This window comes from Flavobacterium sp. FlaQc-47, from assembly GCF_044006475.1.
Classification (GTDB): domain Bacteria; phylum Bacteroidota; class Bacteroidia; order Flavobacteriales; family Flavobacteriaceae; genus Flavobacterium.
The window spans coordinates 175887-191231 of record NZ_JBIPCQ010000006.1 but is presented as its reverse complement, the minus strand read 5'-3'; the positions used below and the strand labels follow the sequence as shown (position 1 = coordinate 191231).

At 35.0% G+C, this 15345-nt stretch carries 9 protein-coding genes; 2 read left to right on the top strand and 7 right to left on the bottom strand.

The window, feature by feature from the left end:
• Positions 1-12 precede the first annotated feature (12 nt).
• Together ACHRVX_RS19085 and ACHRVX_RS19080 are read left to right on the top strand one after the other, a co-directional pair.
• On the top strand, positions 13-1416 hold the full coding sequence (locus ACHRVX_RS19085; protein ID WP_395335113.1) for an efflux transporter outer membrane subunit: 1404 nt from the start codon (positions 13-15) through the stop codon (positions 1414-1416).
• A 206-nt stretch (positions 1417-1622) separates the two neighbouring features.
• Positions 1623-2117, top strand: a complete 495-nt coding sequence (locus ACHRVX_RS19080) for a hypothetical protein (RefSeq protein ID WP_395335111.1) — start codon at positions 1623-1625, stop codon at positions 2115-2117.
• Between the two features lie 166 nt (positions 2118-2283).
• Here ACHRVX_RS19080 and ACHRVX_RS19075 read toward each other — a convergent pair whose 3' ends face one another.
• The 7 genes from ACHRVX_RS19075 to ACHRVX_RS19045 form a co-directional block, all read right to left on the bottom strand.
• On the bottom strand, positions 2284-5094 hold the full coding sequence (locus ACHRVX_RS19075) for a M16 family metallopeptidase (protein ID WP_395335109.1): 2811 nt from the start codon (positions 5092-5094) through the stop codon (positions 2284-2286).
• 11 nt (positions 5095-5105) lie between these two features.
• A complete protein-coding gene (locus tag ACHRVX_RS19070; protein WP_395335107.1) occupies positions 5106-7373 on the bottom strand; it encodes a Gldg family protein in 2268 nt (755 codons plus the stop codon).
• Positions 7374-7387: 14 nt separating this feature from the next.
• On the bottom strand, positions 7388-8335 hold the full coding sequence (locus ACHRVX_RS19065; RefSeq protein WP_395335105.1) for an ABC transporter ATP-binding protein: 948 nt from the start codon (positions 8333-8335) through the stop codon (positions 7388-7390).
• A gap of 61 nt (positions 8336-8396) precedes the next feature.
• Complete coding sequence (locus ACHRVX_RS19060) at positions 8397-9767, bottom strand: RagB/SusD family nutrient uptake outer membrane protein (RefSeq protein ID WP_395335102.1); 1371 nt, start codon at positions 9765-9767, stop codon at positions 8397-8399.
• Between the two features lie 11 nt (positions 9768-9778).
• Positions 9779-13180 carry a TonB-dependent receptor gene (locus ACHRVX_RS19055; RefSeq protein WP_395335100.1) on the bottom strand — a complete coding sequence of 1134 codons (3402 nt, stop codon included), beginning with the start codon at positions 13178-13180 and terminating at the stop codon, positions 9779-9781.
• A 142-nt stretch (positions 13181-13322) separates the two neighbouring features.
• Complete coding sequence (locus ACHRVX_RS19050; protein ID WP_395335098.1) at positions 13323-14363, bottom strand: FecR family protein; 1041 nt, start codon at positions 14361-14363, stop codon at positions 13323-13325.
• Between the two features lie 231 nt (positions 14364-14594).
• On the bottom strand, positions 14595-15185 hold the full coding sequence (locus tag ACHRVX_RS19045) for an RNA polymerase sigma factor (protein ID WP_395335096.1): 591 nt from the start codon (positions 15183-15185) through the stop codon (positions 14595-14597).
• Between the last annotated feature and the right edge of the window lie 160 nt (positions 15186-15345).

Below are 15345 nucleotides of genomic sequence, written 5' to 3'. Positions count from 1 at the left end.
AATTAAGAAAAAATGACTCATAGTTCAAATAAATATATTCTTATGGTAGTTGCAGCCGTACTTTTAAGTGCGTGCGTTACCAAGAAATACGAACGTCCAGCGGCGGTTTCAACGGATAAGCTGTATCGTGATCAGGCTTCTGCCGATTCGACTACGATGGCGAATATGCCGTGGCAAACCGTTTTTAAAGATGACAGACTGAAAGCGTTAATTCAAAAAGGATTAGATCAGAACCTGAACCTGAAAAATGCAATTGAAAATATCGTTCAGGCGCGCGCCTCTTTACGTCAGACAAAATTAGCGTATTACCCCACTTTGAATGCTGATGCGAACGTAACGCGTACCAAACAATCTGAAGCAGGATTGAACTTTCCGGCAGGAATCAATATCAATACCTTAACAACGACATATAAATTAGGTTTGAGTACATCATGGGAAGCTGATATCTGGGGAAAACTGAGTAGTTCTAAAAGAGCTGCTTTAGCGACTTATCTTTCTACAGATGCTGCTAAACAAGCTGTTCAGACACAATTAATTTCAGACATTGCCAACAACTATTTTTTATTGTTAGCGTATGATAAACAGTTAGAAATTACTAAATCGACATTAGAAAGCCGTATTAAAAATGTTGAAGTAATCAAAGCTTTAAAAGAAGGAGCAATCGTAACCGGAGCATCTGTGGTTCAAAGTGAAGCGAACCAACACGCAGCCGAAGTTTTGATTCCGGATTTAAAAAGAAACATTCGTGAAACCGAAAATGCGCTTAATATTTTATTAGGTCAGCCTTCTGGTCCGGTGGAAAGAGGGACTTTAGGAGATCAGGTAATTCCTGAAAAACTGGAGATTGGTTTACCGGCACAATTGCTGGAAAATCGTCCTGATGTTCGTCAGGCTGAGTTTGATTTCAGAACTGCTTTTGAAACCACAAATATGGCTAAAACTTATTTTTATCCAAGTTTGACCCTTACAGCAAGTGGCGGGTTCTCGAATTTACAATTAACGGATTTCTTTACTAATTCTGTTTTTTACTCTTTAATTGGCGGATTAACACAGCCACTTTTTAATCAGGGACTTAATAAAGCGAGATTAACAAGCGCGCAATCGAGACAAATGCAGGCAATGAATAATTTCCAACAAAGCCTTTTAGTTGCGGGTCAGGAAGTTTCAAATGCTTTGTATGCGTATGAAATGGCAGTTGAAAAACAAGATTCAAGAGAAAAACAAATTGAAGCCTTAACAAAAGCGGTTGATTTTACGCAACAGCTTTTAGAATATAGTTCGGCTACCAATTATACCGATGTATTAACATCAGAACAAAATCTTTTAGCGGCTCAATTGAGTGGTATCAATGATAATCTACAAAAATTACAAGCAGTGGTTGATTTGTACCGCGCTTTAGGTGGTGGATGGAAATAAATTTTTATCATCATCGTTAATTAAAAATTGTTAAAATAAAAACGCCTCAAAATTTTGAGGCGTTTTTTTATTTTTAACTTTTTGTCGGTTGTGAGGTCCTGTTCGTCGATTGGTTTTGCCTTTCGGTATAATGAATAGGAGAAAGGCAAATAAATGGCACTACTTTCGCTTTGTTACAAATCAAATAATACTTAATACCACAAAAAATGAAAAAATTAGGAATCGCTTTAATACTCTTGATGGGTATTTTTGCAAACGCGCAAGTTTCGGTCAATGTTAATATTGGTACACCACCAAACTGGGGACCACAAGGGAATGACGATAGCAGATATTATTATTTACCGGACATTGATACTTATTATGATGTGAATCAAAGCCAGTTTATTTATGATAATAATGGTACGTGGGTTCGCCAAAACAGATTGCCTTCAAAATACAGACAGTATGATTTGTATAGTGGATATAAAGTAGTTTTAAATGATTATAGAGGAAATACTCCTTATACGTATCATACCAAACACAGAACTAATTATCCAAAAGGATATCATGGAAGCCCTCAAAAAAACAGAGGAAATAAACCGGAGAAAAGCAATAAACAGAATGGTAAGGACAAACCCAAAAAAGGGAATTCCGGAAAAGGAAACTCCGGAAATGGCAATTCTAATAAAGACAAGGATCACGGACATAATGATCGTCACTAAATAACAGGAATAAATTTGAAGAACGTCTCAGCAATGAGGCGTTTTTTTGTTTTGAAGTGTTGCTGTGTGTTTCCTTTTTTTGGCCGTAAAATGCAAAAACAAAAAAGGCTGTCCTGGCAAGACAACCTTTAATGACTAATAAAATAAAAAAATGTATCCTAAAGTTTTACTTTCCTTTTTCAGGGCTCATAATAACTTCGACACTACTAGAACTATCCAAAACGTGCTTACTAAACTGCTGAATAGTTTTTTGATTAATTTTAGAAATTAAATTTTTATATTCTTCATCCTGTAAAAACGGAATCTGACTTAAACTGTTGTTATATAATGTGTTGTTCCAGAAAGAATTGGTTTTAAGCGATTCTTCCCTGTTTTTTAAAAGTGCTTTTTTAATGTCTTCCAGATCATTTGCGCTGACAGGATTTGATTTTAAATCGTTTAATTCTTTCCAGACAATCTGCATCAATTTTTCTTCTTTGTCAGGATTACAGTCAAAAGTAAGGGCAAGGCTAAAAGTTGGTTTTGGAATTACTTCCAGATTACCGCCCACGTTTACGCCGTAACTGCCGCCTTCTTCTTCGCGAATGGTCTGCAGGAATCGTTTGGATAATATTTCTCCGATAACATACATCGACAAAGCATTTTCTTTACTGTATTCTATCGTTCCGGTAAGGTTTAAATAAACAGTTGTTTTCGCCACTTCCATTGGGCGTGTGAAATGAACTTCGGTTTTTCCTTTTTTAGGTTCGATATTATGATCAACATAATTTTCCTTTAAAGCCGGATTGGATTGAATATTTCCAATGTATTTCTGAATTAACTCTAAACCACCATCCGGAATATTTCCAACAAAAATAAAGGTGAAATCGGCAGCATTTTTAATGCGGTCACGGTAAATGTTTTCTGCTTTTTTCAGATCAATCGTTTCAAGGAATTTATCGTTGAATATAAATGTACGCGGGTTGTAATTAGAATTGGCCAGCTCAATAGTATCCTTAAAAGTGTTTTCGTTGTCTTGTTTAATATTTTCAAGATTGTTTTTGTACTGCTCTTTTAGAATATTAAAAATGTTGGGGTCAAAACGTGGCGCTTCAAAAGAAAGATAAAGCAATTGCAGCATAGTTTCGAAATCAGCCTTATTAGAACCTCCCTGAAATCCTTGTGTATTATCGCCAATAAAAGGAGAGGCCTGCGCTACTTTTCCGGTTAGTTTTTCTTTTAATCCCATGTTGTCAAAATCACCCAGACCTGATGATCTTGCAATTGTTGTAGAAATTTCGGCAGAAGCCAGATCTTCTGTTTTTACCAGAGATTTCCCCCCTTTAGAATAAGCCGAAAAAATAATCTGATCCTGAGAATACGTGGTTGGCAATACGATTACTTTTGCATCATTTTCTAATATATATCCTTTTGCATTCTTAATACCATCTACATCAAAAGTATTTTTGATCGCAGCAGGTTTTAATTCTCTGGCTATTAATGGCGCATTATTTTCTTTTTTAGTATAAGGTTCTAAAGTCATGTTTTCAACCTTTTTCATCACTTCGACAACGGCTTCTTTTTTAGGAAAGTCGTTTTGGTCTTTATCAGAACCTGTTATTAAAACCACCTGATTTGTTGGTTTTTGAATGGTTTTGGCGTACGCATTCAGCTCTTCTAAAGAAATACTTTTTATGATGCCAACAATTAAATTATAATCATCTTGCGGGGCAAGAAAGGGTTTTGCTTTCAAAAAATAATTGGTCAGCTTATCTGCCCAGGTGTCATTATCGACTTTGTCTTTGTTTTTGATAAAATCGTCATACGAACTGATAAAATCTTTTTTAGTACGGTCTAATTCTGATTGAACGGCACCGTAACGTTTCATTCGTTCCGTTTCTGTATAAACATCCTCAAATGCTTCCAGAACTTTTCCTTTTTTGGCTAAAGCCGAAATATTAAAAGAGGTATTTAATCTTGAAACAGGTTCAAAATAACTTTTTAGGTTCAGGCTTGAACTCTGGTTTTTTAAGAGTAATTCTTTAAAACGATTGTTCAGGATACTAGTATAAAATGAATTCATTACGTTTTTGCGTGTCACGTTTTCATCCTTAACCAACGGTTCATCCAGAACATATTGCAAGGTAACTGAAGTTGAAGAAGCTTCTTTATCAGATGCAGTTCCAAAATACAATTCATCATGTTTGGGGATATCAAAATAATTGCGCGGCGTTGCTTTTTTATCCAGCGGAATGCCTGAAAATATTGATTTTATCTTTTTTTCTATAGTTTTAACATCAATGTCTCCCACAACAATTACCGCTTGCAAATCCGGACGGTACCATTTTTTGTAATAGTTTCTAAGTTCCGGATATTTAAAATTGTTGATGATATTTAAATCGCCAATAACATCGCGTTTGCTATATTTAGAACCTTTATATAAAACCTGATCCGTTTGGCTTTTTAAACGAAAACCGCTTGTTCTGCGCGTTCTCCATTCTTCTCTGATGACACCTCTTTCGGCATCTATTTCCGAATCTGTAAGAGACAGGGAACCAGACCAGTCGTGCAAAACCCACAGAGTAGAATCGATTAGTTTCTGGTTGTTAACCGGAACACTGCTAATGTTATAAACCGTTTCGTCCTGAGCCGTGTAGGCGTTGATATCCTTACCAAAACTTACTCCGTTTTTCTCTAACATTTTAATAATTCCTTTTCCTTTAAAATGTTCTGTTCCGTTAAAAGCCATATGTTCCAGAAAATGCGCCAGTCCGTTTTGATTGTCGTCTTCTAATATAGCACCCACATTTTGAACAAAGTAAAAACTCGCACGATCCTTAGGTTCTTCGTTGTGTAGAATATAATAGGTTAATCCGTTTTTAAGTTTACCCGTGGTAACATTTTTATCCAGCGGAATTGTAGTTTTGAATTGGGCTAATGTTATCTGAAACGATAACATTAGAATCCCAATCATGATATTTTTTTGATTTTTCTGCATTTTTTTGTTTTTTATCTTCTGTTTCTTCTAATCAATATAAAAGCAGCACTTAATACAATCAATAAAGGAAATAGCCCCATGAATACCATTTTACTGATAAAAATCTGATTCGCATCTAAGGTTATTTTCTTATCTGTATTTTCCGGGCGTGTTGTATCAATTGGAAATTCATAATTGCTGATCCAACTGAAAATATCTGTAAAAAACTGAAATGTCCCTGAACCACCTCGGCTTAACTCGGCATTGCCCATAAAATCTGCATCTCCGGAGACTATTATTTTTTGAGATTTACCATTGATATTTCTGCTTAATGCGACAACAAGCGGAATAGAGGTTGTAGAAGCCTGCTTTTTTAAATCTTCGGAAATTGAAGTAATACCGCTTTGAGATTCCCAAGCCGGATGATTATTTGTTTTTAAAAGTGGCGTTACTTTAAAACCTGCATCTTTGATGATTTTGATGCCGCTGCTTCCTAATAACGGAATTGGATTATTGTTTTTACTTTTGCTAAATTTAATACCATTCTGTTCCATGTTTTTTTGAAGATCAGTTACTAAATAATCCGGAGAGTTGGTTTCACTTTCCTGAACCAGAGCTTGTTTAGTATAACTTAATCCCAATTTATCCATTATTGTGGCTAGAGCCGAATTAGTTTCGGGTTCTGCTAATAGTATTACATTTTTTCCTTCATCAATATATTTGCTTATACGATCAATAGCGCCCTGACTTAATTGCGTTTTTGGATCAGCGATAATTAAAATATCCGTTTGTTCCGGAATGTTTTGTGCATTAATATCTACAGATGCAACATCAAATCCCTGATTGATTAATGAATATCGAAACGATATTTCGTTAAATCCTGTTTTATAATTTTTATCTCCGGTTTTGTCAATGCTGCGCTCCAGGTTTCCTGTTGCAAAAACAATTTTTGGGACAGAAACAACTAAACGTTTTAAAGCTGCCGAAATTTCTTTTTCGCTCGGAGCTTTAAATAAGTCGTCATACATTCTTAAAAATGTTTTCTTTCCGTTGTATTCTATCGTTCTGACTACTCGGTTTTGCTCTGGTTTCAGATCAATTATTTTTTTGATCTCTTCAGGAGAATACAATTTTTTCAGCTTTAAATCTTGCGATTCAATCATTTTTTGGGCAAGCTGCTTATCGTTTAGTCCCGGGTTTTGTGCATATAAAGCTTCATTATTTGAAGTGTCATAATAATACACATATTCCATTTGTATTTGTGGTAAAAAACGGGTGTAGTTTTCAAAACTCGAAATATCCTGATTTTGAGAGTAAGGCATCGCCACATAATAATTAATATCAAGTAAGTTTACATAGGTGGTAATCTTAACAGGTCCTTGTATTTTTTTGACGACCTCTAAACTGTTTTTTGTAAGCGTTCTGCTTTTAGTACGGGTCATATCCTGATAAAATGTTAACGGAGCCCTGGATGTTATGTAACCCAGTACAAGAACTACAGTAACTAATACAGTGTAATTTAAAACCCTTTTAGAAGTACTCTGAGCATCCCTTCCGGTTTTTAATTTGTAAATACTAAGTACAATAAAAAGACTGCTTACCAATATAAAGTAAAATACATCCTTACTAATAATAAGACCTTCCAGCATTTCGTTTGCACGACCGGCAATCGAAAGGAAATACGTAATATCTTTTACATAATCGACATCCTGCCATAATTTACCAATAAAATTTAAACCAGCCAGGACAACCAATGTACTAATGGCGGCAACGACCTGATATGAGGTAAGGGAGGACATAAATAAACCAATAGCTGCGTAGGTGCAAACCAATAAATACAACCCAATAAGTCCTGAAATGACAAATTTTAAGTCTAAATTGTCAATAGAGAAGTAAGCAATTATAACCTGAAGCCCTAATATTGAAATAAATAATAAACAATAAGTAGCAATGGCTAAGTATTTACCCAATACTATCTCTTTGATTTTTATGGGCGAAGAGAGCAAAAGTTTTATGGAACCGCTGTTAATTTCACGGCTCACCAATCCCATTGTTAAGAGAGGTACATATAAATATAAATAATTTTGCATTTCAGTATACAAACCATTGAATCCTGAAAAAATATATTGTGACAAATTACCAATGTCTTCTCCAATTTTTTGTGCTTTTTCAAAACGCACGAGCGAGTCGAAGAATTTCCAACTCGACTGAATTGAAAATATTACTAAAACAACCCACGCAACAGGCGAGTAAAACATGGTGTTGAGTTCTGTTTTAGCTATTCTGTATATAGTTTTCATTTATTTATTTTTTTTTAAGAAAGAATAGTGTTTTTAGAAGGCGCTTTTTTAGATAATTGTGCGAAAATTTCGTCCAGAGATACTTTTTCAAATTGAATTTCTCTCAATTTCCAATTGTTATAGACGCTTAGCGTAATAATTTTTTCTGCAACTTCCTGTGTTCCGGTAAAGGTTACCTGTACTTTTTTTGGAGAAAGAAAAACGGCAGCTGTAATTTCAGGAATTTCTGTTAATGCTTCAAGAGCCGGCGGATTTTCAAAACTTGCGGTTAATTTATCGGCTTCTATATGATTGTTGAAAGCATCGAGTGTGTCCGAAAAAACCATATGTCCGTTTTCGATCATTCTGATATCCTGGCACGTTGCCTGAACTTCAGATAGGATGTGAGAGGAGAAAATAACGGCTTTATCCTTTGATATTTTCTTGATTAATTTTCTAACTTCTAAAATCTGGTTCGGGTCAAGTCCGTTGGTTGGTTCATCTAAAACTACTAATTTAGGTTCATGAATAATAGCCTGAGCAATACCCACACGTTGTCTGTATCCTCCGGATAAGTTTCGAATTAATCGGTTGCTGAAATGAGAAATCCCGCATTGTTCTTTGGCTTTCTCTAAAGCATTTTTTAAATCTTCCTTTTTTACATGTCTTAATTCGGCACAATGAATCAAATATTCATCAACCGTTAAATCCAAATGTAGTGGCGGAGTCTGGGGTAAAAAACCAATTAACTTTTTAGCTTCTACAGGGTTTTCTTTCAGGTTAATTCCATCAATAAAAATGTTTCCTTTGGTTTGGTTCAAAACGCCGCAAAGAATATTCATTGTGGTTGATTTTCCTGCTCCGTTTGAGCCCAAAAGCCCTAAAATTCTATTTGTTTTAATTTCAAAACTAATATTTTGTATTGCCCAATCCTTACTGTATTGATGTGACAAGTCCTCAACTCTTACAATTGTTGTTTCCATAGTGTTTTTTAAAATCGCAAGAATGTTTTTGAAGTAACATTCCTGCGTTTATTTTATTTATTTAATATCCTGAATTTTGAGTTAAAAAGGGATTAGAACGAATAGCAGGTTCTGGTATTGGATATAAATTATCTGTAGATTTCCAGATTTTATCAGATAAAACAGAGAGTGTTTCATTTAGTTTTCCGGTTCTTTTAAGATCCAGCCATCTATGTCCGTTTTCTGCAAAGAACTCGCGTTGTCTTTCAAGGGCAATTAAGTCTAACAATTGATTGGTATCTGTTATTGTGGTATTGTTTAATAAAGCTCTGTTTCTAATTACGTTAATATCTTGCTGAGCCCCAGTAATATCATTTGATTTTACCCTGGCTTCGGCTCTTATTAAATAAAGTTCTGCTAATCGAAGCAGAGTAGAGCGCTCAGAAGGAGAGTCCCCAAAATTATTTTGATATTTATAAGGCGCAATACCTAAAAAGACACCGTTTCTATCTGTAATATCAATGGTCCAGTTTGTTTTTCTGGCGTCACCGGTTTCAAAAAGCGCATTGCCTTTTCTTAGCAATAAAGTTCCACCGGTTGTAAATACAGAAGATCCTTCGTAAGTATAAGAAACATTAAAATAAGGTATTTGCAGGATTGCTTCGTCATTGTCTGCAATAAACGGACTGTTTTCTTCTGCCAGATCAGTAATTAATTTGTAATTTCCTGTTTCATTAATTACAGCAGTTGCGTGCGCCGATGCCTCCGCCCATTTTCCTAAATAAAGATTTACTCTTGCCAATAAAGCTTCGGCTGCCCATTTTGTAGCCCGGATTCTTTCCTGATCATAATTTTTATAATCTGTTGGAAGATCTTTTGAAGCATCGGCTAAGTCCAGCACAATTTGTGCATAAACAGTTTCTTGTGTCGATTGCGGTAATAGTGCCGATACATCTACATTTGTTGTAAGTACCAAAGGGACATTGCCCCAAAGATTAGTCAGGTAAAAATAAGTATACGCTCTTAAAAATTTGGCTTCGGCAATCCATTGTTTACTTTTAACGGCATTAAGCGAAGTGCTTTTAGTAACGCCTTCGATTACGTTGTTAGCGTTATAGATTGTTTTATATAATTCACCCCAGTTACTGTTTATAGTTCCGTCAGTTTCCGGGATTTCATTAGAACTGTAAACATTGGCAATACCTGTTCTGGGTACTAATTCATCAGCTGTTTGTCCCAAAACAGAGTGCACACTGCTATAATAAAAATCGGCAACCATACTTTGGTAAATTCCATTTACGGCAGCCTCAGCTGTTGCCTCTGTCGCATACACACTTTCTGATGATAACTGATTGCTGGGAAGATCAACATCCAGAGCATCATCGCAGCTCGTAATTCCTAATAAAAGAAAAAACGAAAATATACAGGTATATTTAGTAGAAATATTTTTCATGATTTTTAGATTTAAAATGTAAACTGAGTTCCAAAAGTTATCGTACGCAAGGGAGGCAATGCTAATCCCTGTGTTTCAGGATCAAGTCCTTTGTATTTAGTAAATGTTACTAAGTTTTGTCCCTGAACTGAAAGGCGGATACTCTGTAAATATTTCTTAGTGGCCTGATCTAAAGGAATCTGGTAAGAAGCGCTAACATTTTTAAGTTTGATATAAGATGCATCTGTAACAGAAGCAGTTGATCCTAAATAATTGAAAAAACTATTTTGAAAACCTGAACTTAAAACATTTCCTTGTGCTATATAATCATTATACTCGTCTACCTGAAAATTTGCTGTTGAGTAAGGATAACCCGGCTGTGCCCCAGTACTAGACATTAAAGTAGTACCGTCTTGTTTTACAAATTGAAATAAAAAGTCAAGTGTAAAAGCTTTATAACTAATAGTATTCGAGATACCACCATAATATTGCGGATAAGTAGGCCCATAATATCTTCTGTCACCTCTGCCGGTTTCAGCAAATCCTGTAGAGATTCTTCCATCTCCGTTTAAATCTTCAAATTGAGCAATACCGTTAGCATTTACACCTGTATAATTGTATACATATCTGCCGCCCAAAGGTTTTCCAACAACATATTGAGAGTAGTAACTGGTAAATTCTATATCAGGAAATGATATTAATTTATTAGAATTGGTTGAAATATTAAAAGAGGTGGACCAATTAAAGTTTTTAGTATGAATATTGGTTGTACCCAGCGTAAATTCCCATCCTTTATTCTCAACTTCAGCCGGTAAGTTTGCCGTATAAGTAGTAAAACCTGCCTGCGCACTAAGGGTATAGCTTACCAATTGATTGCTTGAAGTATTTTTATAATACGCTGCTGTAAAAGAGATACGGTCATTTAGGAAACTTAAATCAAGTGCGGCTTCAAATTTCTTTGTCAATCCCCATTTGATGTTGGGATTTGCAATTCTCGCCGCAGCCATAGAAGCATTTCCGTTACCATAAGTGCGAGTATCAAAAGTTTCAGCATATTGATAATCTCCAATTTCATCACTTCCAATCTCTCCGTAACTAGAGCGTAATTTCCCGAAACTTAACCAAGTGGAATCTTTTAGGAAATTTTCCTGGGTAAAAACCCACGCACCTCCAACAGAACCAAAATTCCCAAAACGATTATTGGCTCCAAAACGGGATGAACCATCTCTTCTAAAATTAATATTAAGAATGTATTTATTTAGAATATTGTAGTTTACTCTGCTAAAAAGCGAAATATACTTGTATTCTACGCTTCCGTTATTAGCTGTTACATTTTCTGCGGTGCCCAGGTTTCCAATTAAATTGTCTGAGCTGTAGCCGCTTGAGTTAACATAAGAAGGCATTTCAGACTTTCTGTTCTGCCATGAACCTCCCACAAGTGCCGTTAAGTTTCCTTTCCATACTGCTGTTGTGTAATTAAGCTGAGGCTCAACTGTAAAATTATTGGTATTATTAGTTGAAACGGTATACGCTCTCTGAAAATTTGAGTTATCACCATTAGCTTCGGCATAAACATGATTCGTAGCTGATGCCGGCATAAACTGCTTCGTTTGCATTTGAGCCCTTCCGTATCCTAAATCTGTTTTAAAAGAAAACCCTTTTGCAATTTCATATTGAAGGCTCAAACTTGTAATTAAGTTTAATCCTTTGTCCTCAACCCTTTTATCTAAAGCAGCAAGCGGGTTTATATCGCTAAAATAGTCCGGGGACCAGTAATAGCTGCCATCTGCATTGTATAACGGACGGTTAGGAGCAGTGCCCACAGCGTAAGTTGTGATATCAAAAAAGGGCAGTTTATTATTATCTGCCGCAAAAATTACAGATGCACCAACTTTTAATTTTTTATCCTCTGTACTGTGATTAATATTAAAGTTAGTAGAAAATTTATCATAGCTAAAATTTCCCGGTACTACAGTAGTTTCTTTATGATAAGCACCACTTAGAAGAAAATTTGTGGTATCATTACCGCCTTTCAGCGAAGCCGAATAATTGTTGAAATTAGCCGTGCCGCCTATTAATTTTTTCTGCCAGTTCGTTTGCGCATTAGGATCCCAGTCTGTAATAGCAATACCATTACTATCAACATCAGCAACATCACCATTATTATTTAAAGCTGTCTGAAGCATGTTTAAATATGCCGGCGTATCTAATGTTTTTACCATATGCGCTACTTCAGAAACCCCGGAATTAGTAGTTATTGTAAACTCTGTTTTGCCTGATTTTCCTTTTTTGGTCGTAATTAATACAACACCATTTGCACCTCTTGAACCATATATTGCCGTAGCATCTGCGTCTTTAAGGATTTCGATGCTTTCTATATCATTGGGGTTGATAATATTAAGAGGACTTGTCGATTTTTGAGCACCTCTAATAACGCTTTGATCCTGAACTTGTTCCTTAATATCATCACCAATATAGGGAACGCCATCTACAATATAAAGAGGTAAATTGTTTCCGGCAATAAAATTTCGGCCACGAATACTAATATTCATATCACTTCCTGCATAACCAGAAGTCTGCGTTACAAAAACACCCGGGGTTCTTCCTTGCAGTGTTTGCAGAATATTGGTTACAGGTTGTTTTTCAATATCTTCGGCAGTAATTTTAACTACAGATCCTGTCGAAGTTCTTTTGGTTGTAGTACCATAACCAATTACGACGATTTCATCCAGTTTAGCTAAATCGGGTTGCATTTTGATCGTTACAGATACTTGGTTTTCAACCGTAATGTCCTGCGTTTTATACCCTAAGTACGATACTCTTAAGGTATGTTTTCCTGATGGAAGCTGAACATAAAACTGTCCGTCAAAATCAGAAACACCTTGTCTGTTACCACCTAAAAGCGAAATAGTTACACCGGGTAAAGGCTGACCATTTTCATCAAGAATTTTTCCTGAAAGCATATAATCAGCATCATCTGAATTTTCTTTTTTAGAACTAATTGTTTCCGTTTCCGTTTTAGGATTTTCTTTTCTATAAATCACAACGTTTTTATCTACCTGTTTATAAACTAAATTGCTTCCCTGAAGTACAGTGTTCAAAATATCGCTCACACTTCGTCTTCCTTTTGGAGTACTTATTTTAGGGAAATCTTTTATAACCTGTGGCTGATAGGCAAACAGCAATCCCGTTTTATTTTCAATAGTCTTAAAAAGGGTTTTAATATCCTGATTATGAAGTTCAATATCAACAGATATAGCTTCTAAATTCTGACCGCTCATTTCATTGGCAAAGACCATGTGAGTGCCGCAGGTCAGTAAGAAAATGTGGAATAAACTGATTCGCATGATCATAATGGTTTTTTTTGACAGGTTAAAAAAAGACGTAGATGTCTTTTCCCTGTCAAACATGGTTGTTTTACAGCGTAATTTCATAAATTTGCATGTTTTTTAATGGTTACTGGAATTAATTATTAAGAATCGCGGCCATCTGGTGTAGGAGCCAGATGGCTTTTTTATTTCATTTTTGGTTAGTTTTTTATATCAGTTTTAAAGGTTAATACTCCGTTATTTGGTTTTATTCGCAACCTTTCCCTTCCAGAACGATGGCGTTATTTTGGTTGTAATGATAGCTGGTTTCAATAACACTGCACACCACTTTTAGAACATGTTCCAGATCTTCTTCGTTTAAGAAACTGGCAGTTATTCTGCAATTTTTAATGTTTTCATTCGCTAATACAATCGGTACTTTATATTTTTGAGAGATCAGCGCAACAGCTTCTTCCATATTTATGTCGTCCAGAATAAGGTAATTGCTTTTCCATGTTATTACGGTTTCTATTTTGGTGTTATTTTGCTCAAAATCTAAAGTATTCTTGTTTACTTTTATTTGCTGATTAGGAGTAATCACGCCGTATATTTTTTTGACATCACCCACCTGTACTTTTCCGCGTTCCACCGTAATCTCAATATTATCAGATGTATCGTAAGCATTAATATTAAAAGCAGTTCCTAAAACCCTCGTACTTACTTTACCGGTATGTACGATAAAAGGCTTTTTTTCGTTTCGCTTAATATCAAAATAAGCCTCACCGGATAAAGTGACTTCTCTGGTTTCTTTATCAAAGTCATTTTGGTCGTAGGTAATGCTGCTTTTATCGTTCAGGATAATCGTACTTCCGTCAGGCAAACGAATAAGTTGTTTTCCGTTAAAAGCCAAAACAGAACTTATTTGCTCTAATTTTTCCTCTTTGTTTTTTAAAGGATCAGGTGTATTTTCATAAAAGAAAGCCGTTCTGATAGCAAATAAAATAGTTACCGCTGCAGCGATAGCAACAATTGCCCGTCCAAGTTTTCTATAGGATTTTTTATTGTCATGAATCGAAATAACTTTAGGAGCATCAGAGTGAGAAAGAATATAACTCAGGATATCATCCCCTTTTTGTTTCTCGAGCAACTCTGTACTTTCATTTTTGTTCAATAAAAGCTGAATTTTTTCTTTAATAAAATCATCATGACTTCCTTGCTGAATAATATTCATCAGTTTTTGTTCGTCTGCCTCCGTTAGATTATTCTGAAGGTAGTTTTCAAATAATTCTTCAAATACTTTTTGTTGCATTTGTTGTGATTTGTGAGTTAATAATAGTTTATATAGGTAAACTTGGGTTTTTTGTTGTAAAATAAAAATTAAAAGAATCTCATTAAAATTGAAATAAACCACAATTAAATGATGCCCTTTATTATAAAGACGATTAAAAAATAGGGAAGGAGTAGTTGAAAGTGAAAAAAATGTAAAAAAAATGTAAAAAAATAAAACAACGCTTTATTTCGCTATTCGTAACTTAAGAAATTACAGTTTTAAAAACACCATAAAGGTCATGAACATGTTCATGTAAGGTGAAATTTTAAGGCGGACAAACTTCAAAGCCTGTGCCATATGTTTTTTAACCGTTTCGGTAGAAATGCCTAAATCTTCGCCAATTTTCTGGTGACTTAAACCATCCCACTTTGCCATTTTGTAGATTTTTTGTTGTTGGGGCGGAAGCTGATCTACTATTTGATTCAAAATCACATTGTACTGATCGTCTTTTATGGCATCATCAGTATCGTTTGCAGACGTGCTTTTGTAATTCGTTTCGACAACCAAAGAGGTATCGCGCGCAATTTTCTTGATCATATCAAAAATATGGTTGCGGGAAATAATGAAAAGATAGTTTTCGATACTGGTTATTTCGGCAAGATTTTCATGATTCTGCCAAATTTTCAGAAAAACATCCTGAACCACTTCTTCAGCTAAAATTCTGGATTTTGTAATTTTTAAAGCAGTAGAAAAAACAACATTTTTGTAATCATTATACAATTTTGTAAACGCCAGTTCACTCCCTTGCGATAACTCGTAAAGGAGTTTGCTTTGGTCAGAATTGGAATTTGAAGACATCATGATAATAATTTGTTGATGAAGACAATATTATTACTTTTTTGAATATATGAACTATTCCGATGAAAAATATTTATCCGAAATGTTATTTTAGCAATTATTCGGTATAAATGTTATCTAATTATTAAAAAATCATTAAACATTTTGTAAATATTTGAATCGT